Here is a 21,326-nt window from a genome sequence, read left to right as displayed (position 1 = left end):
GGGACGGAGGCCCACCCCAGGCGCCTCAGGGCGGAGGCCCACCCCAGGCACATCCGGCCGGGCGCCCACCCCGGGCACCTCAGATCGGCGGCCCGCCCCGCGCCGAACGCGCGCCCCGCCCGCCCCGCGCCGAAGGCGCGGTGGGCGCGGGAGCGAGGTCAGGGCCACGCCGCCCACCAGCAGCGCCGCCGCCAGCCAGCGCGGTGCGCTGATCCCCTCCCCCAGCACCAGCGCCGCCGAGGACATCCCGAAGACCGGCACCAGCAGCGAGAAGGGGGCGACCGTCGAGGCGTCGTAGGTGCGCAGCAGAAAGCCCCAGACCCCGAAGCCGAACACGGTGGTGACCCAGGCGACATAGACGATCGCGCCCACTCCGGCCCAGTCGAGCCTGCTCAGCGCGTCCAGGTCGGGGTCCGCGCCCTCGAACATCAGCGAGAGCCCGAGCAGTGGCAGTACGGGCACCACGCTCACCCACACCATGAAGTTCAGGGCATCGGGCGGCGCCGCCTTGCGGGTGAGGACGTTGGAGACACCCCAGAAGGCGGCCGCCGCGACGACGAGGACGAAGCCGATGAGCGGCCCGGCGGTGCCCTCGTCCACGGCGGCCACCGCGATCCCGGCGAGGGCGACGGCCATGCCCAGCAACCGCCGCCGACCGGGGCGTTCGCCGAGCACGACGGCCGCGAACAGCGCGGTGAACACCGCCTGGATCTGCAGCACCAGCGAGGAGAGCCCGGCGGGCATCCCCTCGTGCATCCCGATGAACAGCAGCCCGAACTTGGCCACGCCCAGGGCCAGCCCCACCCCCAGGACCCATCGCCAGGCGACCCTCGGCGGGCCGACCAGGAAGACGGCGGGCAGCGCGGCCACCAGGAATCGCAGGGCGCAGAAGAGCAGGGGCGGGAAGTGGTCGAGGCCCATCTCGATGACCACGAAGTTGACCCCCCACAGGGCCGTGACCAGCACGGCGAGGGCTATGTGCACAGGTCGCATGGATCGAGGATCAGGCGCCGGGACCTTGTAGCACCAGCGCGGATGTCTTCATGCTTGGATGCAGTAACGGTTAAAGATGCGGGACCGGTCAACGATGTGGCGACAGCCAAAGGCGACAGCCAAGGAGGGGAGGGCCCATGCTGGATCTGGCCCGGCTGCGGGCGCTGCACGCGGTGTCCGTGCACGGCTCGGTCAGCGCCGCCGCGATCGCGCTCGGCTACACCCCGTCCGCCGTATCGCAGCAGATCGCCAAGTTGGAGCGGGAGACCCGGACGACCCTTCTGGAGCGGCAGGGCCGGGGTATCGCGCTGACCGACGCGGCCCGCCATCTGGCCGCCACCGCCCAGCAGTTGCTCGCCATCGTCGAGGAGGCCGAGACCACCCTGGAGGAGCGGCGCGGACAGCCCACGGGCCGGCTGGTGATCGGCGCCTTCGCCTCGGCGGCGCGCGGGCTGATGCCCGTGGTGCTGGCCGCTCTCGCGGCCGAACACCCCTCCCTGGACGCCCGGCTGCTCGAAGTGGATCCGCATCTGTCGGTGGACCTGGTGACGCAGGGAGTCATCGACCTGGCGGTGGCCCATGACTGGGACATCGCCCCGCTGCCCGCCCCGGAGGGGCTGGAACGGGCGGTCATCGGCGACGACCTGTGCGATCTGCTCGTCCCGGCCGGACATCCGCTGGCCGAGCGGGCCGCACGGCGGACGCTGCGCCGCGAGGACCTGCCGGGGCAGCGGTGGATCTGTCAGCCGCCCGGGTCGGTGTGCCACGACTGGCTGGTCCGTACGCTGCGCGCCTCGGGCCATGAGCCGGACCTGGCGTATCAAACGGCCGAGAACCACACCCAGATCGCCCTGGTGGCGGCCGGTCTCGGCGTCGCCCTCATGCCCCGCCTGGGACGCGGTCCGCTGCCGGACGAGGTGCTGGCGCTGCCCCTGGAGCCGGTCCCGGTGCGGCGGCTGTACGCCCTGTGGCGCACCGGCGCGGCCCGCCGCCCCGCCATCACCGAAACGGTGCGGCTGCTGGGCGACCTGTGGCCGCGGCGCACGGTCTGAGCACCGGCAGGCACCGGCAGACAACGGCAGGGCACCGGCAGGGCACCGACTCAACTGGCTGCCCGGCGCAACCACTCGGGGCGCGTACGCCCCACCCTGCCGAATCTCTCTCCGCACACCCGTCGCGGAACCGGCGCGCGCCGCGACGCGTCGAAGCGGTGTGCTGATGGGGAGTCTCCGCATGGCGGTAATCGGCCTCGCCGCTGGCTGCGTCGCTGACCACCTCTCCGCCGCCCGCGGCCAGCAGCACCCCGCCGCCGACGCGACACCCCTCCCAGAGCGTCGGCGGCGCCCAAGGGGCACACCGGGGGGCACCCTAGGGGCGCCCAGGGGGGCCGGTGCGCCCCTAGGGCGACCGTTCAGACGGGCAGCTCCGCCTCGATCAGGTCCGCCGCGCGGTCCGGTCCGCCCTCGGCGGCCATCCGCGCCTTGAGCGTGGCGCAGCGGGCGGCCACCTCGGGGTCGTCCACCAGGTCGAGCACCGCCTTGCGCAGCGCCGGGGCGGTGGCCTCCTCCTTGGGCAGATGGCGGCCGACCCCGAGCGCTTCGAGGGTGTCCGCGTTGCTGAACTGGTCGACGGCCTGCGGTACGGCGACCATCGGCACCCCGCAGGCCAGCCCCTCCTGGGCGCCGCCCGCACCCGCGTGGGTGACGAAGGCGTCGGCCTTCCGCAGGATGCTCAACTGCGGTATCCAGCTGTGCACTTCGACGTTGGCGGGGATCTCGCCGAGGTCGGCCGGGTCGACGAACTCGCCGATCTGCAGCACCACATGCCACCCCGGCAGATCGCCGAACGCCGCGACGCAGGCGCGGTAGAAGCCGGGCTCCTTGGTCCAGGTCGAGCCGAGCGAGACCAGCAGGATCCGGTCGGTCTCGGCAGCCCGCTCGGGGCGGCGCCACTCCGCCACCTCGCGGCGGGCGCTCTGGCAGCCGCCGACGAAGCTGTAGACGGAGGGGTCGACGCGGTCGGCGTTCGGCTGGAGCAGCTCGGGGATGAGGGCGAGACAGCGGCTGGGGCGGCCGATGAGCCGGTCGGGGTCGGTGCCGGCCAGTCCGTTGTCCTCCAGCCAGGCGCGGTAGCGCGCGTAGTAGGCGCGGCCGCGCTCGGAGCACCGCAGCCGCGCGTACATCGGCTCGAAGACCTCTTCGCGGTAGCCGTCCCAGGGCACGAAGCTGGGCGCCAGCTCGACGGCGGACACGCCCCAGCGATGGGCGAGGACATGCGCCGGGTACGCCGTGACGTCGTACATCACCAGATCCGGCTCATCGCCCTCGTAGGCCGCCAGATGCTGCGGCAGCGCCTGCTCGGCCTCGGTGAGAAACGGCTCGATGTAGTCGATCAGGTCGGAGCCTCTGGCGCCCGGCACATTCTCACCGTGGAGAACCGAGGTATAGGTCTTCGGCTCGGCGCCGGTCTCGGCGACCTTCTCGGCGAACGACTCGGGAATGGCGTAGGTAACCCGGTGCCCGCGGGCCACCAGCTCGCGGATCACCTCCAGGCTCGGGTTGACGTGCCCGTGCGCCGCGATGCCGAACATGGCGATATGTGTGGGGGGCTTGGCACCCGTCGATGGGGTCATGAAAACGGAACCTAAGCGAGACCGGATGCCGCGTACAAATAGTGCGCATACCCGATCGGTACATTAGCGCCGGTTTCGCACGAGCACCAGATCCCCGTCTTTAACGAGTCTTTTCCTTTACGCTTCCGGGCCGTCGGAAAGTCCAACTCTCCTTGACCCGGCCACGCTTTGTGTCCCAGCGTGTCCTGCACCACCTTCGGCCACCCCCTCCGAACGTCCCATGGAAGGAGTGCGGGTGCACACGACGACGTCTCGCCGCGCCCTGCTCACCGCCACCCTGGCCGCCGCCGCGGCCGGTGCCTGCAGTGCGCCGACGAACAGCTCCCCCGCGCCCGCGGCCCCCGCGCGCCGCACCACCGCCGGTTCCGGCGGCCCTTCGGCGACGCCCTCACGAGCCGCCACGGATCCCGGCCGGGACCATGAGCGCGAACGCCGGCGGATCGACGAGCTCATCGGCCGGATGACGCTGGACCAGAAGATCGGCCAGCTCTTCGTGATGCGGGTGTACGGCCATTCGGCCACCCACCCCGATCCGGCCGATGTCGCGGCCAACCGCAAGGACATCGGCGTGGACAACGCCGCCGAACTGATCGCGAAGTACCACGTGGGCGGGGTGATGTACATCCGCTGGGCGCACAACATCCGCGACCCCCACCAGGTCGCCGCGCTCTCCAACGGCATCCAGAAGGCCGCGCTGGCCGCCTCCGTGCCCGTCCCCGTCCTGCTCTCCACCGACCAGGAGTACGGCGCCGTCGCCCGGGTGGGCGCGCCCGCCACGCTGTTCCCGGGTGCCATGGCGCTCGGTGCGGGCGGCAGCGCCGCCGACGCCCGTACGGCCGCCCGCACCGCGGGGGCGGAGCTGGCCGCGCTCGGCATCCGGCAGGACTACGCGCCGATCGCGGACGTCAACGTCAACCCCGCCAATCCGGTGATCGGCGTGCGCTCCTTCGGGGCCGATCCGAAGGCCGTGGCGCGGCTGGTGGCGGCCCAGGTGGAGGGCTATCAGAGCGCCGGGGTCGCGGCCACCGCCAAACACTTCCCCGGCCACGGCGACACCTCGGTGGACAGCCATGTGGGGCTGCCGCGGATCACCCACTCCCGCAAGGAGTGGGAGCGGCTGGACGCGCCGCCGTTCCGCGCCGCGATCGAGGCCGGGATCGACTCGATCATGACGGCGCATCTGCTCTTCCCCGCGCTCGACCCGGCCGACGACCCCGCCACGCTCTCCCGCCCCATCCTCACCGGTGTGCTCCGCGAGGAGCTGGGCTACGACGGGGTGGTGGTCACCGACTCGCTCGGCATGGAGGGGGTGCGGAAGAAGTACGGCGACGACCGGGTGCCGGTGCTCGCGCTCAAGGCGGGGGTGGACCAGCTGCTCAACCCGCCGAGCCTGTCCCGCGCCTTCGAAGGCGTGCGCAAGGCCGTGCGGGCGGGCGAGCTCGACGAGGACCGGATCGACCGCTCGCTGCGGCGCATCCTGGAACTCAAGGCGCGCCGGGGGCTGTTCGACGATCCGTACACCAGCGACCGCGCGGTCAACCGCACGGTGGGCACCCGGGAGCACCGGGCCACCGCCGACCGGATCGCCGAGCGCACCACCACGCTGATCACCAACCGCGGCGGCCTGCTGCCGCTGTCACCGCGCCGCCATCACGACCTGCTGGTGGTCGGGGTGGACGCCGCCGCGCCCTCGGGCACCGGCGGCCCGCCGACGGCCGTCCTGGCCCGCACCCTGTCCGGGCTCGGCTTCCAGGCGGAGGCGCTGCCCACCGGCACGGGCGACTCGCCCGGCCCCTCGCCCGCGCGGATCGAGGCGGCGGTCGCGGCGGCGCGGGGCCGGGACGCGGTGATCGTGGCGACGTACGACATCGCGGCCGGATCCGCCCAGCGCACCCTGGTGGCGCGGCTGGTGGCCACCGGGGTGCCGGTGGTGCATCTGGCGCTGCGCGGTCCGTACGACATCGCGCGGCTGGTCGGACGTGGCACGGAGCCCGCCGCGTCGCTGGCCGCGTACTGCTGGACGGATGTGGAGCTGCGCGCCGCCGCCCGGGTGATCGCGGGGCGGGTCACCCCGCACGGCAAACTGCCGGTCGCGGTGCGGCGCGCGGACGACCCGTCCCGGGCGCTGTACCCGATCGGGCACGGGCTGGGGTATTGAGCCCCGGTCACTCGGGTATTGAGCGGCGGTCAGATCACCGAGCGGATCGTGCCGCCGTCCACGCGGAGTGTGTCACCGCTGACGTAGGCGCCGTGGGGGCCGGCCGGACAGGCGACGGCGCCCGTGATCCGCGATGGCCGCGCCGAGCCCGGAGCCGGAACCGGTCACGAGGGCCCGGCGGCCCGTCAGCTTCAGGTCCCTCGCGGTGTCCTTCGATCATGTCCACGGATACGGGCCCAGCGTGCCCGCGACGAGGGTGTCCGCCTCGGCGGACACCCTCGTCGCCCACGCATGGGCTCGCCTACGGCCGCAAGGCCGGTTCGCGCTCGACCTCGCGGCGGTCCAGCTTGGCGTCATGCCGGGCGAGCGGCTTGCTGGTCGGGCTGACGCCCGCCCACCGCTGCACCTCCGCCGTGGCCTCGGCCTTCTCCTCGCCCGTGAGCTGGGCGATGCTGGAGCCGTGGTTGCCGCCGGCGACCGTGTAGACGTGGGAGTCCTTGGCGCCCTTGCCGACCCGGAAGCGCTCGGCGCCCCACGGGTCGTTCTGGCCGTAGACGAAGAGCATCCGCCGGGCGTCGTGCCGCACCCAGTTGTCGACGTCCCGCATCACGCCCGGCGTGAACCGCATCGGGATGTCGCGCGGCACATAGTTGCGCGGGGCGTAGATGCCGGGGTAGCGCAGCAGCCCGTCCAGGTGCGGGGTCTTGAAGGTGGGCGAGCCGAGCTCGGTGCCCGCCTGGTAGTAGTACGGCGTGTAGGTCTCCAGGCCCTGGTCGGTGTAGGCGGAGAAGCCCGAGATCTCGTCGATGAAGCCGTACAGCTCGTCGGTGGACGCGGTCGGGGCGGGGACGTCCGCGCAGTCCTTCAGAAGGTGGTACTGCCAGAAGGCCCACACCAGGTCCAGGACGACGTTCTCGTACGCCTTGTCGGCGCTGCCGACGACGGTGAAGGTCTGCTTCTCGTCGTCCGCCCACTTCTGGTAGCGCCGCACGATCTCGTCGCGCCGCACCAGCGCCTCGCGCTGCACCGCGTTGAGCTTGGTGCGGCATTCGGCCGTGCCGACGCCCGCGAAGAAGCGGTCGTAGGCGGAATCCTCGTCGTTGGCCACGTCGTTGGGCGCGACATACGCGACGGTGCCGTCCATGTCGTGCGGATAGAAGCGGCGGTAGTAGGTGGCCGTCATGCCGCCCTTGCTGCCGCCGGTGGCCAGCCACTTCTTGCCGTAGATGGGCTTCAGGGCCCGGTAGAGGCGGTGCTGGTCGCTCGCGGCCTGCCGGATGTCCAGCTTGGACCAGTCGGCGGGCTGGGGCCGGGAGGGAGTGAAGAAACGGTACTCCATGGACACCTGGTTGCCGTCCACCAGCTGCGTCGGCTCACTGCGGCGCGGTGCGGTGGTGACGTTGTAGCCCGAGGTGTAGAAGACCGTGGGCCGGTCGGTGGCCTTGTGCAGCAGGGTGAACCGCTGCTGAAAGGTGCCCTTGGAGGGATGCCGGTGGTCCACCGGCTGGGCATAGGTGAAGACGAGGAAGCGATAGCCCTCGTAGGGCTGCTCCTCCACGAAACGCATCCCGGGAATCGCCAGGACGCGCTCCTTGATGTCCGGCTGGGCGGGGGCGGCCGGCTCCGCGGACGCGCCTCCGGCGCCCGCACCGACCACCCCCATCAGTATCGCGAGCGCCACCAGCCATCTGAGCATCTTGCGCATGCACCCTCCCCTTGTTGCCGTGATGACCCTTGTGGCCCGAGAATTCGCACAGGCCGCCGAGAACCTATCCGGGCACACACTCGGGTCGCCAGAGGTCGTCGGTGCTCCAACACGACGCCGAATACGGAGAGTTGTTACCGTCGCCCTCTTTCGTAGCGGGCTGTGATGGCTCATGCTGCCTGTATGGACCGAGACGAACGGCACGACCGGAGTGAACGGGCCGAGCGGCTGACGCGGTATCTGAACGAATTGCAGGAACGAATCGATCCCCGCTCGCTCGAGCTGCTGATGCGGCTGCTGCGCGAGTTGAGCACCTCACCGGCCGTCCGCGGGGGGACGTACGAGCTCGGTATGGGGCCGGAGGAGAAAGAGCTGTTCACCCCCGCTCTCCAGGCCGAGCTGCTGGTGCTGTTCGGCCTGCTCACGTCCCAGGACGAGCGGGTGGTGGTCGACCTCGGCGACAGCCCGCACGCCAAGGGCATGAAGGTGCTGGTGCCTCAGGAGCGGGCCGGGGACCCCGATTTCCTGCACCGCCACAAGCAGCGGGTGGCGGCCGAGGCGGAGCAGCGGGAGCAGGACCGGCGGGAGGTGGAGGCCATAGCGAGGGCCAGCGGCATGGAACCGTGATGTTACCGTACGTAACAGCGGGCGAACGCTGAGCGTCACCGCCGTACGGCGGATGACCGGTGCGCAGCGCCCCGAAAGGGGCGCGGGGCTGTGTCGATGTGCGGCTCCGCCGCGGCCGTGTCGACGTGCGGCACCGCCGCGTGGGCACGACCCGCCACGACGGCGCCGCAGACGGTCGACGCCAGGTTGGGGCACTTCCAACGGCGCGCTCAGACAGTCGCAGGGGCCGTCTCGCCCATGAACGTGCGCCACAGCGCGGCGTACCGGCCGTCCCGCGCCACCAGCTCCTCATGAGTGCCGTCCTCGACGACCCGGCCGTGGTCCAGGACCACCACCCGGTCCGCACGAGCGGCGGTGGTCAGCCGGTGGGCGACGACCAGCGTGGTGCGCCGTCCCGTCAGACGATCCGTGGCCTGGTTGACCAGCGCCTCGGTGGCCAGATCGAGCGCGGCCGTGGCCTCGTCGAGCAGCAGGATGTCCGGGTTCACCAGCTCGGCGCGCGCCAGTGCGATCAACTGCCGCTGCCCGGCGGAGAGATTGCGCCCGCGCTCGGAGACCTCGTGCAGATAGCCACCGTCCAGCGACGCCACCATGGCATGGGCGCCGACCGCCCGCGCGGCGGCCTCCACCTCCGCGTCGCTCGCGCCGGGCCGTCCGTAGGCGATGGCGTCGCGCACCGTCCCGGGGAAGAGATACGGCTCCTGCGGGACGACCCCGAGGTGGCCGCGGTACCCGGCGAGGTCGAGCTCGCGCAGATCCGCGCCGTCCACCCGCACGGCGCCCCCGGTCGGGTCGTAGAACCGGGCCACCAGCTTGACCAGGGTGGACTTACCGGCCCCGGTCTCCCCGACGAACGCCACCGTCTGCCCCGCGGGGATCGTGAGCGAGATGCCCGCCAGCGCCTCCTCGTCGTCCCCGTACCGGAACCGCACATCGTCGAAGGCGATCTCGCCGCGCGTGGTGCGCACCTCGCGCGGATCGTCGGCGACCGGTGTGGTGGTGGGCTCGCGCAGCAGCTCCTGGATGCGGCCCAGGGACACCGAGGCCTGCTGATAGCCGTCGAAGACCTGGGAGAGCTGCTGGACGGGGGCGAAGAACAGGTCGATGTAGAGGAGATAGGCCACCAGCGCGCCCGCCGTCAGCGTGCCGTCCCCGACCCGCCCGGCGCCCACGATGAGCACCAGCGCGGAGGCCACGGACGACAGCAGCTGGACGAACGGGAAGTACACCGAGATCAGCCGCTGACCGCGCAGCCGCGCCTGGCGGTAGGCGTCGCTGCGCGCCGCGAACCGCTCCCGGCCGGAGCGCTCGCGCCGGAACGCCTGCACGATCCGCAGCCCCGCCACGCTCTCCTGCAGATCCGCGTTGACCACGCTCACGCGCTCGCGGGCCAGTTCGTACGCCTTGACGCTGAGGCGCCGGAAGACCACGGTGCCGATGATGAGCGGCGGGAGGGTCAGGAAGACCACCAGCGCGAGGCCCACGTCGATGATGAGCAGCGCGACCAGGATGCCGAAGAAGGTCAGCAGGCTGACGACGGCGGTGACCAGGCCGGTCTGGAGGAAGGTGGACAGCGCGTCGACGTCGGTGGTCATCCGCGTCATGATCTTGCCGCTCAGCTCGCGCTCGTAGTAGTCGAGGCCGAGCCGCTGCAGCTGCGCGAAGATCTTGACGCGCAGTGCGTAGAGCACCCGTTCACCGGTCCGCCCGGTCATCCGCGTCTCGCCGATCTGGGCGGCCCACTGCACGAGGACGACGAGGAGCGCGAGCCCGGAGGCGGCCCACACCGCCCCGAGCGAGAGCCGCTGGACGCCCTGGTCGATCCCGTGCCGGATGAGCACCGGCAGCAGCAGCCCGGCGACCGCGTCCACGGCGACGAGCAGCAACGCGACCGCCAGCGGCGCCCCGAAGCCGCGCAGCAGCCGCCGCAGCCCGTAGCTCTCCTCGGGGCGGGCGGCCTGCTCCTCGTCGATGTCGGGGGTGTCGGTGGCGGGCGGCAGGGCGGCGACCTTGGCGAGCAGCTCGGGGGTGGCGGGCATTCCGGACAGCGCCCCGGCGATCCCGGGCCCGGCCACGGCCGCGGCTCCCGGTCCGGCCGCCGTGTCGTCCTTACGGCCGTCACCATCGGGCCGCACCCATAGCTCGGGGGTCACCCCGCCACGGCTCGGGCCCGGTGGGCGGCCCGTCCCGGCCCCGTCCGGCGCGCCGACGGTGCCGTCCCCGTCCAGCGCACGGACGGTGCTGTCCCCGTCCAGCGCACGGACGGTGCTGTCCCCGTCCAGCGCACGGACGGTGCTGTCCGCCTCGCGAACGGCGTGCGCGGGGTCGTCCCCGCCGTACGAACGGCTCCGCCCCTGCCCGTCGGACGGCATCCACGGTTGGGGCGCCGCCCCGTCACGGGCCGCCTCACCAGTGGCGTGCTCGGGATCGTCCCCACCACGCGCCCGCAGACCCGTCGTCGGGCACGGGCACTCCTCGCGGTCATGCGCCGCGCCGTCGCCGTCCGCGGACGGCCCGCCGTCGATGCCCGGCTCGGCCAGCCCCGTCGCGGCGGACTCCCCGCCGAACGCCCCGGCGAGGCCCACCGCGTGCGCGGAGGCGTCGCCGCCGCGCGGCTCGGCCCGGTCCGGGGCCGGGCCGTCGGCCCCGGGCCACGGCCGGGGGCCGTTCGCCGTCGGCGGCACGACCGCGTGGCCCGGGCCGTCGCCCCGGGCGGCGACGGCCTCGGACCCGTCCGCCAGCAGCCGCCGGTAGACGGCGCTCCGCGCCCTCAGCTCCTCATCCGTGCCCACGTCCACGACCCGGCCCCGGTCCAGGACCGCGATGCGGTCGGCGAGGGCGAGCGTGGAGGGGCGGTGGGCGATCAGCAGGGTCGTACGGCCCGCCATGACGCCCCGCAGCGCCTCGTGGATCTCGTGCTCGACGCGCGCGTCCACCGCCGAGGTGGCGTCGTCCAGGACGAGCAGCCGGGGGTCGGTGAGGATCGCGCGGGCCAGGGCCAGCCGCTGGCGCTGGCCGCCGGAGAGGGTGAGCCCCTGCTCGCCGACCTCGGTGTCATAGCCGCCCGGCAGCGCGGAGATGAAGCCGTCGGCCTGCGCGGCGCGGCCGGCGGCCCGGATCCGCTCCTCGCTCGCGTCCGGCTGCCCGTAGGCGAGGTTGGCGCGCACGGTGTCGGAGAAGAGGAAGCTGTCCTCCGGCACCAGCCCGACCGCCCCGCGCAGCGAGTCGTACGTCAGCTCCCGCACATCGTGGCCGCCGATCCGCACCGCGCCCGACGACACGTCGTAGAAGCGCGGCAGCAGCATGGACAGCGTCGACTTGCCGCTTCCGGAGGCGCCCACGACGGCCAGGGTCTCGCCCGGCTCGATCCGCAGGGACACCTCGGAGAGCACCGGGCGCTCGGGGTCGTAGCCGAAGCTCACCCGGTCGAACTCGACCGTCGCCGGGGCGTCCTCGGGAAGCTCCCGGGCGCCGGGGCGCTCGTCGATGACCGGCTCGGTGTCGATGAGCTCGAAGACCCGCTCGACCCCGGCCCGCGCCTGCTGCCCGATGGTCAGGAGCATCGTGAGCATCCGCACCGGGCCCACGAGCTGGGCGAGATAGGTCGAGAAGGCCACGAAGGTGCCGAGGGTGATCTGGCCGCGGGTGGCCATCCAGCCGCCGAGCGCCAGCATGGCCACCTGACCGAGGGCCGGGACGGCCTGGAGGGCGGGGGTGTAGCGGGAGTTCAGCCGTACGGTCCGCAGCCGGGCGGCGAACAGCCGGCGGCCGACCGCCCGCAGCTTGTCGGTCTCCTGCGCCTCCTGCCCGAACCCCTTGACCACCCGGACACCGGTCACGGCCCCGTCGACGACCCCGGCGACGGCGGCCGCCTGCCCCTGGGCGTACCAGGTGGCGGGGAAGAGCCGGATGCGGCTGCGCGAGGCGAGGATCCACAGGGCGGGGGCGACGGCGAGGGCGACGACGGTGAGCAGCGGCGAGAGCGTCGCCATCACGACGAGCGAGACCAGGAAGAGGAGGATGTTGCCGATCATCATCGGCACCATGAAGAGCAGGCCCTGGATCAGCTGGAGGTCGCTGGTGGCCCGGCCGATGATCTGGCCGGTGGAGAGGTTGTCCTGCCGTCGGCCGTCGAAGCGGGCGATGGACGCGTACATCTCGGTGCGCAGGGCGTGCTGGACGTCGAGGGCGAGCCGCCCGCCGTAGAAGCGGCGGATATAGGTGAGGACGTACACCACGAGGGCGGCGACGATCAGCAGGGTGGCCCAGGGGGCGAGCGACCGGTCGTGCTGGACGATCACATCGTCGATGATCAGCTTCGGCACCAGCGGGACGAGCGCCATGACGGCCATGCCGGCGAGCGAGGCACCGAGGGCGAGCAGCACGTCCTTGCGGTACAGCCAGCAGTAGCCGAACAGCCGCCTTACCCAGCCCTGCCCGGCGGTCGGCCCGTCCGCATCTGACCCACTCTTATCCCTTTTGCCCGTTTCATCCGTTGCGTCCGTCGCTACGTCCGCCACCCGTTGACCTCCCGATCCGCACACGCTTCCGGAAGGCACCAACACACTGATGTGCGGATTTCATCCTTCGGCAACAATCGGACCGGGTCACATCCGGCCGGGCCGCCCCCTCGGCCCGCTCCGCCCCCGCCCGGATACGTGTTCGCGGAATCGCCCAAAAGCGGACTGTTCAATACCGGACCGTTCATCAAACACTTAGCAGTGCCGTCTAAGGTCGCGTCCACCGAAAAGCTCACCACCGTACGGCGAAAGGGTGATGATCGTGACGGGACTCCAGATCGACGACATCCCGCCCGAGGAGCGATTCGCGGCCTGGCGCGCCCTGTGCGAGCTGACGGCGATCCCGATGGAGCTCCGCAGCGACCATGAGCACGACTTCCGCGCGAGCGTACGGGGCGGAGTGAGCCTCGGCGAGGTGATGCTGACCTCCACCTCCGTACCGTCACTGCGCAACGAGCGGACGGCGGCCCATATCCGGCGCTCCGACCCGGAGCTCTACCATCTGCGGCTCACCCTGCGCGGCGAGAGCGATGTGCGCCACGGGGACACCGAAGCCACGGTCGGCCCCCGGCAGCTCATGCTCACCTCGACCTCCACGCCGTACGTGGCGGTGTGCGAGCGCGGCAGGGTCGACGGGATGTCGATCACCCTCAGCCCCTCGCTGCTGCCGTTCCCGGCGGCCGAGCTCAACCGGCTGCTCGGGCAGCGGCTGTCCGGGCGGTCCGGCATCGGGGCCATGCTCGCCGACTTCCTCACCCGGCTGGCCGCCGAATCCGGCCACTACGGCCCGGCCGACGCACCGCGCCTCGGCACCGTCGCCGTCGATCTGCTCAACGCGCTGCTCGCGCATGAGCTGGACGCCGGTGCCGAGGCGCGCGCCGAGAACCGGCTCACCCCCGAGAGCCGTCGGCGCACCCTGCGGTTACGCATCGAGGAATTCGTCCGGCAGAACCTGCACAGCCCGGGGCTCACCCCGGCGTCGATCGCCGCGGCCCATCACATCTCGCTCCGGTACCTCTACCGCCTCTTCGAGGAGCAGGGGCACACGGTCTCCGCGTGGATCCGCGCCCAGCGCCTGGAGCGCTGCCGCCGCGACCTCGCCGACCCCGCCCTGCGCGACACCCCCATCCATGTCATCGCCGCCCGCTGGGGTTTCGGCCACGCCGCGGACTTCAGCCGTGCCTTCCGCGGCGCCTATGGCATCCCCCCTCGGGACTTCCGCCATACGGCGCTGTGGACGAACAGGTGAGCGGGGCTCCCCCCGTGGTAACCCCAGCTCACCCGTCACTGATCAGCATGGGCCGAACGGGGCCGGGATGTCATTGGCGTTCTGTGCACAGTGCCTTGATCCTCTGTGCACAGAACGCACTGCCCCGCCTGCCGGGCCCTCACTTGGCCCGGGTCACCCGCAACTCCTCGATGCCCGCGCGCTTCTTGTCGTCCGCCGACCGCACGGTCACGCGGACGTAGCGGGCCGGGCCGGTCGTCCCCTCCCGCCAGTGGCGGCCGTCGAGCGAGGTCCGCACCTCGTGGGAGGCGGGCCGAGTGCGGGTCCACTCCGGGCTGACCTTCGCCAGCCGTACGGCGCGGCCGAGATCGGCCGTGAGCGTGCCCTGTGCCGCGTCGGGGACCCAGGCGGTGGCCGCGTTGCCGTCCACGGCGGCGCCCGCGTACATCCCGGGCTCCTCCGTGCTCGCCGTCGCCTTTCCGCAGCGCGCGACGTTGTCGGTCGGCTCGAGGTCCGGGCGGCGGGTCTTGAGCACCGCGGGCGCTCCCCGGCTCACGAGCTGCGCTCCGCCCCGCGGGGTGTCGATCCGCATCGGCGCGCCCTCGGTCAGCCTTACGGTCGTCTGGTGCGGGCCGATGGCCACGTCGTAGGTGCGGCCCCGCCAGTGCAGCCCCCGCAGGGTGACGCCGTCGTGGAGCTGCGGCGGCAGCATCGGGTCGAGCCGCACCCCGTCCTCGCCCATCCGCATCCCGGTCAAACCGTGGGTGAAGACCTGCAGAAAGCCGCCCTTACCGGTGAGGAAGTCCTGCGCCGGGGAGCCGGACAGGGGGTCCTGCGCGCCCGCCTTCTCGCCCCGCGCCTCCGAGAACGTGTCGAAGGGGCCGCGCACGAACGGCTTGATGGAGCGCTGGAGGTAGGTGTACGTGGAGCAGCCGGGCTCGCCGATGGCGGCGGCGTCGATGGCGTGCACCGAGTCCGTCATGGCCGGGCCGTCCGGGTCGGTGCGGGCCGCGTAGTAGTCGAGGGTCCTGGCCGCCGACGTACCGGACATCGGCCACTCCAGCGGATACATCAGCAGCACGGTGTCCGCCTGCTTGATGGTCGAGCCCTTATAGCCGTCGTACTGCTGGAAAACCCGCTTCTTCTTGTCGTACGGAATCCGCAGCCTGTCCGCGATCCGGGCCCAGGAGGCGGGCGCCGCACGGCCGAGGACGCGGGCGGCGCGGGCGGCGTCGCGCAGCGCGGTGGCGGCTCCGGCGTTGGTGAAGACACCGTCGTCGACGCCGTTGCTGTACTCGTCGGGACCGGCCACGTTCTTGATCGAGTAGCTGCCGTCGGCGTTGTGCGTGGCGCGTCCGGCCCAGAACTCGGCGATCCCCTTGAGCACCGGCCAGCCGCGTCCGCGCAGCCACCGGGTGTCGCCGGTGGCCTCGTAGTACTGCCAGGCCGCCAGGGCGATATCGCTCTGGAGGTGGTTCTGGGTGCGGCAGTGCGGCGGGTCCCAGCTGTGGCATTCGGTCCACAGTCCGCCCTTGCTCGCGCTGGTCCAGGGGTAGAACAGGCCGGGATAGCCGAGCTTGCGGGCGTTGGCGCGGGCGCCCGCGCGGGTCTTGTAGCGGTACTCCACCACCGACTTGGCGAGTTCGGGATGGGTGGCGAGCAGCCCGGGGTACATCCAGGTCTCGGCGTCCCAGAAGATCAGCCCGCCGTAGTTGTCGCTGCTCAGCCCGGTCGGGGAGATGCTGTTCCGGGAGCCGGCGCGGGTGGCGGAGAGCAGTCCGTACTGCGTGGAGCGCACCCAGTCCCGGAGGTCGTTCCGGCCCCGCCCGGCCACCTCGACATCGGAGCGCCACAGCCGCCGCCAGGCGGCGCTGTGCGCGGCGAACAGCCCGTCCCAGCCCTGGTCCGCCGCGCGGCGGGAGGCGGCGCGGGCGTCGGCGCGCGGGGTGCGGGAGGTCAGCGCGGTGTCCACGCCCACGTACTTGGTGAACTCATAGGAACGGCCCGGACGGACGGGGAAGCGGAGGGCCTGGCGCGCGGACAGCTTCCGCGCCGCCTCCGACCCCTCCGGCCCTTCCGACCCCTCTGTCCCCTCTGTCTCCTCTGTCTCCTCTGCCCTCGCCTCGCCCGCCCGGACTCCCGGGCCCGGCCGCAGTGTGGAGGCCACGGCTCCGTCGGTCTTCGTGCCGTCCGTACGGAAGCCGACATCGACCGTGCCGCCCTTGTGGGCACCACCGCCGGTCCCGCTCATCCGCCGCGCACCGCGTCCGTCGAGGAGGTCGGTGACGGTCGCGTCCCCGCCCCAGTGCGGGGTCATCCGCATCCTTACGGCGCCCACGTGCGCGTTGGCGCGGTCGGCGACGATGTCATACGTGAGGTCGGTGGCGCGTCCGTCGGACGCGGTCCAGGTGAGCGAGGTCCGCACCAGCCCGCAGCGCATGAAGACCGTCTGCCGGTAGTGGGAGATCCGCCCGGCGGGCGTCCGGGAGCCGAAGGTCTCCGAACCGGCGCCCCCGGTGGCCACGTTCAGTGTGGACCAGGTGGGGATGGCGGCGGCGACCTGCCGGTTCTCGGTGGTCTTCGCGTTGTGCGCGTAGAGGCCCGAGACGAACGCGCCGTCGTAGCGGGGGGTGAACAGCGGCCAGCCGGTCTTGTCGCCCCCTCCGGAGTACCCGGTCCCCTGGGGCGGCACCCGCTGCCCGAGATAGCCGTTGCCCACATACGCGTGGGAGCTGTCCTTGGGGTCGATACGGCCGGACGAGAGCGCCCAGCCGTCGGACGGCCCGCGCGTGCAGTCCCCGCCGGCGGCGGCGTCGGCCGCCGGGGCGGGGTCGGATTCGGGGGCGGCGGACGCCGGGGGCACGGCGGCGATCAGCCCGCAGACGAGCAGCGGGGCGAGCAGCCGGGCAGGCCGGGGCGGCCGGAGGGGGGAGTACGTCATTGTTCTCCGTCGTGGTGGGCCGATGACGGTCCCGGTGACGATAAAGAGGTGAACACGACAGGTCAATGGATGGCGTGATGTCTTCAATATCTGAACGTGAGTTCACATGAGAGAACACGATCAATACGCCTGCCGGGTGCGCCGGCGCCAGGCGTCCCGGGCCCGTCAGAACGCGGACGGGCGCACCAGCCCCGTCTCGTACGCGAAGACCGCCGCCTGGGTCCGGTCGCGCAGCCCCAGCTTGAACAGGATCCGGCTCACATGGGTCTTCACGGTCTGCTCGGCCACCACCAGCCGCGCGGCGATCTCCGCGTTCGACAGCCCCTGGGCGATCAGGGTGAGCACCTCGGTCTCGCGCTCCGTCAGAGCGCCCACCCGGTCCCGCAGGGGACCGCGCGGGGCGGCGGCGCTCACCCGGGAGAACTCGCCGATCAGGCGCTTGGTGATGTTGGGCGCCAGCAGCGCGTCCCCGGCCGCCACCACCCGCACCGCATGGGCCAGTTCGTCCGCCGAGGCGTCCTTCAGCAGAAACCCGGACGCGCCCGCGCGCAGCGCCTCGTAGACGTACTCATCGAGGTCGAAGGTGGTGAGGACCAGGATCTTGACGGTGGCCCCGGCGGGTTCGGTGAGCCGGCGGGTGGCCTCGATACCGCCGACTCCCGGCATCCGTATGTCCATCAGGACCACGTCCGGGGCCAGCTCGGCGACCTGCTCGATTGCGTCGGCACCGTCCACCGCCTGGCCGACGACCTCGATGTCCGGTTCGGCGTTGAGGAGCACCGTGAAGCCCTGGCGGACCATCATCTGGTCGTCGGCGATCAGAACGCGGATGGTCGTCGTCATACGGGGTCCTCGGCGGTTTCGGTCGCGGCGGTGGACGGGTCGGGGTGGTGCGTGGGCAGCACGGCGGTCACCTCGTAACCGCCGTCCGGCGTCGGGCCGGTGGTCAGCTCACCCCCTAGCATCGCAGCGCGCTCCCGCATCCCGAGCAGCCCGTGCCCGGCGCCCGGCGAGGGCGGGGCGGGCCGGTCCGGGGTCGTGTTGACGATCCGGACGGTGAGCCCGCGCCGCTGGTACCCCAGCTCCACCCGCGCCTGGGAGCCCGGCGCGTGCCGCATCACATTGCTCAGCGCCTCCTGCACGATGCGGAACGCCGACAGCTCGACGCCCGGCGGCAGCGGCCGCCGCTCCCCCGTGACATCCGTAAGGATCGTGATTCCGGTCCCGCGCACCGTGCCCACCAGCTCGTCCAGCCGGTCCAGGGTGGGCTGCGGGGCGTGCCGGGCGCCGTCGGCCAGGGCGTCCTCGGAGCGCAGCACGCCCAGCACGCGGCGGAGTTCGGCCAGCGCCTCGACCGCGTTCTGGCGGATGCCCGCGAGGTTCTCCTTGAGGTCGTCGGAGGGGTTCTCGGCCAGATGCGGGGCGACCTGCGCCTGGATGGAGATCACCGACATGTGGTGGGCGACCACGTCGTGCAGCTCGCGGGCGATGCGGTTGCGCTCCTCCAGCAGGGTGCGCCGGGCCCGTTCCTCCGCGGTGAGCTCCTCCTGCTCGACCAGCCGCCGCCGCGCCACCCGGCGGCCGCGCAGCGCGGCCCCCACCACCACGGCGGTGGTGAAGGACACGAACGCCTCGTAAAGGCCATCCGTATGGGGCCGGGTGGCGAAGGCCGCGGTGGCCACCCCCACCAGCAGGGTCAGGATCAGCGCCTCGGCGGCGATCCGGGGGCGGACCCGCAGCGCGAGGAGGAGCAGCACGACGGTGTGCAGCGCGATCTGGCCGTAGTTCCAGGGGTAGAGCACGTATACGGGGACGCGGCCGTCCACCTCCAGCGCCGTCACCAACAGCATGGCGGTCGAGAGCCACCACGCCGCTATCGGGCGGGTCAGCGCCACCTGGACGGCCAGCGCTTCGAGCACCACGAAACCGATCATGGGCACCGGGTCCTGGGCCGTCCCCGGGCGGGCGGGCTCCTGGAACTGCGCCATGCTGAGCCAGGCCATGAGCACCGCGAACAACACCACATGGCCATGGGGCAGCCGGCCCAGCCAGCGCATCCGCGGCAGCGGGTCCCGCCGCATCGTCCACAGGTCCGCACGGAGGATGCCCGGCGCCGCGCGCAGCCTCTCGCCCATCGTGCGCGGCAGGGCGCGCGCCCCCTCCGCCAGCCGGTCCGCCATCCGCCCGCCCGTCATGCCCTTGACTCTAGACACCGGGCTTCTCCACCTGCCGGGCCTCCCGGGCCAACCGCCCCTCGCGGACGACGCGGCTCCCACCGCGAGTGACGCCGCCACCACCGCGAACGCCGCCACCACCGCGGACGACCCCGCCACCGCGGACGACCCCGCCGCCGCCCTTGGGCGGCCGTCCCGCCTCGTAGGTGTGGAACGCCGCCCAGCAGATCAGCAGCGCCCCCGCGAACACCGGAAGCCAGCACAGCCGCGTCAGCACCCAGCCGAGGCCGTCGGGCACGGTGTGCAGCCCCGGCAGCGGCCCGTACAGCCGCAGTGTGGTCACGCTGACCGCCATCATCGCCGTCTGGTGCCACAGGAACACGGTCATCGCGGAGAGGTTGACCAGCGCCACCGCCGCCCACGCGGCGGGCCGCGCCAGCACCCGGCGCAGCGGGCCGCGCAGCAGCAGGGCCGCGCCGCACTGGGTGAGACCGAAGGTGACGGCCGCCAGGGTGGGCGGGTTGAGGTTGGAGACCGGGGCGCCGGGCACCCCGACCATCGCCGCCGGATAGCCGCCGAACAGGACCAGCCCGGCGGTGACCACCGCGCCCCCGATCAGCAGCACCCACCCGGCCGTCCGGCCGCGCAGCAGGCCCCGGCCCCAGGTGGCGCCCAGGCAGTACGGGACCAGCCAGCCCGCCGCCAGATTGATCCAGCCGAGCCAGGCCGGGCCGCCGAAGCCGAACCGGATCAGGTCGACATGGAGCACGACGGCCAGCGGCCACAGCGGATGCAGCCGCGCCACCAGCGGGGTCGCGGCCGTGAGCACCGCGTAGACCAGCAGGAACCACAGCGGGGACAGGACGAGTTTGAGCAGTGTGTGCACGGTCAGCAGGCTCACCCCGGAGCCGAGCATCGCCCCCGCCGCCACGGCCCACACCGCGAGCACGGCGGCGACGGGCCGGAACAGCCGGGCCAGCCGGGCGCGCAGCCACCGCCGGTAGCCGATGCCCCGGGCGCGGGCACTGGCGTGGCTCTTGGCACCCATCTGCCCGCCGACCAGGAAGAACACCGCGAGGGTCTGGAACGCCCAGGAGACGGGGGTGAGTTCGGGCTGGTACAGCAGCGGGCTGGCCGCGCGCAGGGTGCCGCTGTCGGCGACCAGGGCGGTCACCAGCCAGTGGCCGAGCACCACGCCGAGGATGGCGAGGGCCCGCAGGGCGTCCACGGCGCGGTCGCGGTCGGGCGGGGTGGCGGCCTCGATCCGCCGCACGAGATCACGCAAACGGAACGTGTCACGCGTACGAGCCGTGTCACGCGGGCGAAGCCCCGCGCTCCTACGAACGGTGTCAGGCGTACGCACGGTGTCACGCATAGCGGCCCTCCACGATCCGGCCCATGCTCGCCAGGGCGGCGGATCCGGGCTTGAGATAGTCGCTGTGCCCGACGTCCCCCGCGTCGAATTTCCGTGCCCCGAACCGCCCGGAGACGGGATCGGTCCCGAAGCCGACGGTCGTGCCCAGCAGCCGGATCCGCACATGCGGCACCCCGCCGATCCAGTCGTTCCCGCCCCGCCCGGCCCAGACGGTGGCCCGGGTGTGCAGCTGCCGGGCGTCGTCGAACCCGGTCCCGGGGCTGCCGTACAGGACGATGTCCGCGGCGTTCAGCCCCCGCGCGGCTCGGGCGCAGACCACCGAACCGTAGGAGTGGCACAGCAGCGAGATCCGGGCCCGGGGCTTGGCCGCGTTCAACTCCCGTACGAATGCGGCCAGTCGGGGAGCGGCACCGGCGGCCAGGCCCGTGGTCAGCACCTCGGGTCCCACGGTGCCCGGCGTCTTGTACCCGAGCCAGCTGACGACGGCGGTACGGCTGCCGAGTTGATGGCTCAGCGCGAGGGCCCCGGCCCGGAACCGGTCGTATGTCTCCAGGTTGGTGTCCGACCCCGGCACCAGTACGGCGACGCGTGTGGCCCGGCCCAGGTCCCCGTACACCTCGACGGCGCGGCCGCCGTCCCGCCCGTCGAAGGACAGGAAGTGCCGCGACGGCTTCCGCATCTTCCGCAGCGCCCGCTCCCGCGCGCGGTCGCCGTGCCGGGCCGCCATCGCCTCGGCCGCCCCGATCCCCTCCCGGTTGGCCGCGTACCGGTGGTCCAGCCCCTGGACGCTCACGGGCCCCAGCGCCACGGGTGCGGGCGCCGGCACCTCGCTCGGCCCTGCGGCCCCCATCAGGGGCACCACCACCGAGGTGGTGACGAGCGCCACGAGCAGGGCGCGGCGAAGACGGGACGCCATGGCTGTTCCTTCCGTACCGACAGCTGGTGTGAGTACGGAAGTTATGGAGTCGGCCGT

Annotated in this window: 12 protein-coding genes and 1 pseudogene; 4 read left to right on the top strand and 9 right to left on the bottom strand. The window is 72.7% G+C overall.

What is annotated here, in order from left to right:
• Positions 1-147: 147 nt before the first annotated feature.
• Positions 148-993: pseudogene (locus J8403_RS43820) on the bottom strand (EamA family transporter); the annotation flags it as partial.
• 137 nt (positions 994-1,130) lie between these two features.
• Between J8403_RS43820 and J8403_RS27385 the strand changes: the two are divergent.
• Positions 1,131-2,045, top strand: a complete 915-nt coding sequence (locus J8403_RS27385; protein WP_211125487.1) for a LysR family transcriptional regulator — start codon at positions 1,131-1,133, stop codon at positions 2,043-2,045.
• Between the two features lie 359 nt (positions 2,046-2,404).
• On the opposite strand, the gene J8403_RS27380 is transcribed toward J8403_RS27385, so the two are convergent.
• A complete protein-coding gene (locus J8403_RS27380; RefSeq protein WP_211125486.1) occupies positions 2,405-3,625 on the bottom strand; it encodes a macrolide family glycosyltransferase in 1,221 nt (406 codons plus the stop codon).
• A gap of 220 nt (positions 3,626-3,845) precedes the next feature.
• Here J8403_RS27380 and J8403_RS27375 point away from each other — a divergent pair, with 220 nt between their 5' ends.
• Positions 3,846-5,783: a glycoside hydrolase family 3 protein gene (locus J8403_RS27375; RefSeq protein ID WP_425519836.1), complete on the top strand. Its 1,938-nt coding sequence runs from the start codon at positions 3,846-3,848 to the stop codon at positions 5,781-5,783.
• 301 nt (positions 5,784-6,084) lie between these two features.
• On the opposite strand, the gene J8403_RS27370 is transcribed toward J8403_RS27375, so the two are convergent.
• A complete protein-coding gene (locus J8403_RS27370) occupies positions 6,085-7,488 on the bottom strand; it encodes a S28 family serine protease (RefSeq protein ID WP_211125484.1) in 1,404 nt (467 codons plus the stop codon).
• 183 nt (positions 7,489-7,671) lie between these two features.
• On the opposite strand from J8403_RS27370, the gene J8403_RS27365 reads away from it, so the two are divergent.
• Positions 7,672-8,115, top strand: coding sequence for a hypothetical protein (locus J8403_RS27365; protein ID WP_078641555.1), 444 nt, complete (start codon positions 7,672-7,674; stop codon positions 8,113-8,115).
• Between the two features lie 209 nt (positions 8,116-8,324).
• On the opposite strand, the gene J8403_RS27360 is transcribed toward J8403_RS27365, so the two are convergent.
• Positions 8,325-12,533: an ABC transporter ATP-binding protein gene (locus J8403_RS27360; RefSeq protein WP_246586382.1), complete on the bottom strand. Its 4,209-nt coding sequence runs from the start codon at positions 12,531-12,533 to the stop codon at positions 8,325-8,327.
• A 358-nt stretch (positions 12,534-12,891) separates the two neighbouring features.
• Here J8403_RS27360 and J8403_RS27355 point away from each other — a divergent pair, with 358 nt between their 5' ends.
• Positions 12,892-13,884, top strand: a complete 993-nt coding sequence (locus J8403_RS27355; RefSeq protein WP_211125481.1) for a helix-turn-helix domain-containing protein — start codon at positions 12,892-12,894, stop codon at positions 13,882-13,884.
• Between the two features lie 139 nt (positions 13,885-14,023).
• On the opposite strand, the gene J8403_RS27350 is transcribed toward J8403_RS27355, so the two are convergent.
• The 5 genes from J8403_RS27350 to J8403_RS27330 all read right to left on the bottom strand — a co-directional run bounded on the left by J8403_RS27350 (position 14,024) and on the right by J8403_RS27330 (position 21,269).
• A complete protein-coding gene (locus J8403_RS27350) occupies positions 14,024-16,804 on the bottom strand; it encodes a glycosyl hydrolase family 65 domain-containing protein (protein WP_211125480.1) in 2,781 nt (926 codons plus the stop codon).
• A gap of 165 nt (positions 16,805-16,969) precedes the next feature.
• Positions 16,970-17,647 (bottom strand): response regulator, encoded by a 678-nt coding sequence (locus J8403_RS27345; RefSeq protein ID WP_211125479.1) that lies wholly within the window; start codon positions 17,645-17,647, stop codon positions 16,970-16,972.
• The gene (locus J8403_RS27340) at positions 17,644-18,999 is read right to left on the bottom strand and encodes a sensor histidine kinase (RefSeq protein ID WP_246586009.1); all 1,356 of its coding nucleotides are present in this window, start codon (positions 18,997-18,999) and stop codon (positions 17,644-17,646) included. The genes J8403_RS27345 and J8403_RS27340 overlap by 4 nt, the downstream gene beginning before the upstream one ends.
• Positions 19,000-19,009: 10 nt before the next feature.
• Positions 19,010-20,263, bottom strand: coding sequence for an acyltransferase family protein (locus J8403_RS27335; RefSeq protein ID WP_211125477.1), 1,254 nt, complete (start codon positions 20,261-20,263; stop codon positions 19,010-19,012).
• 82 nt (positions 20,264-20,345) lie between these two features.
• Positions 20,346-21,269, bottom strand: coding sequence for an alpha/beta hydrolase (locus J8403_RS27330; RefSeq protein WP_211125476.1), 924 nt, complete (start codon positions 21,267-21,269; stop codon positions 20,346-20,348).
• Positions 21,270-21,326 lie beyond the last annotated feature (57 nt).

Source organism: Streptomyces yatensis, from assembly GCF_018069625.1.
GTDB classification, from domain to species: Bacteria; Actinomycetota; Actinomycetes; order Streptomycetales; family Streptomycetaceae; genus Streptomyces; species Streptomyces yatensis.
Note: the sequence above shows the minus strand (reverse complement) of the source record. Positions and strands in the feature narration are given on the sequence as shown.

Bases quoted from the DNA above. Each gene is read 5' to 3' on its own strand.
- J8403_RS27370 (WP_211125484.1), bottom strand. From the start codon at position 7,488: ATGCGCAAGATGCTCAGATGGCTGGTGGCGCTCGCGATACTGATGGGG.
- J8403_RS27350 (WP_211125480.1), bottom strand. From the start codon at position 16,804: ATGACGTACTCCCCCCTCCGGCCGCCCCGGCCTGCCCGGCTGCTCGCC.
- J8403_RS27340 (WP_246586009.1), bottom strand. From the start codon at position 18,999: ATGACGGGCGGGCGGATGGCGGACCGGCTGGCGGAGGGGGCGCGCGCC.
- J8403_RS27365 (WP_078641555.1), top strand. From the start codon at position 7,672: ATGGACCGAGACGAACGGCACGACCGGAGTGAACGGGCCGAGCGGCTG.
- J8403_RS27385 (WP_211125487.1), top strand. From the start codon at position 1,131: ATGCTGGATCTGGCCCGGCTGCGGGCGCTGCACGCGGTGTCCGTGCAC.
- J8403_RS27380 (WP_211125486.1), bottom strand. From the start codon at position 3,625: ATGACCCCATCGACGGGTGCCAAGCCCCCCACACATATCGCCATGTTC.
- J8403_RS27355 (WP_211125481.1), top strand. From the start codon at position 12,892: ATGATCGTGACGGGACTCCAGATCGACGACATCCCGCCCGAGGAGCGA.
- J8403_RS27330 (WP_211125476.1), bottom strand. From the start codon at position 21,269: ATGGCGTCCCGTCTTCGCCGCGCCCTGCTCGTGGCGCTCGTCACCACC.
- J8403_RS27345 (WP_211125479.1), bottom strand. From the start codon at position 17,647: ATGACGACGACCATCCGCGTTCTGATCGCCGACGACCAGATGATGGTC.
- J8403_RS27375 (WP_425519836.1), top strand. From the start codon at position 3,846: ATGGAAGGAGTGCGGGTGCACACGACGACGTCTCGCCGCGCCCTGCTC.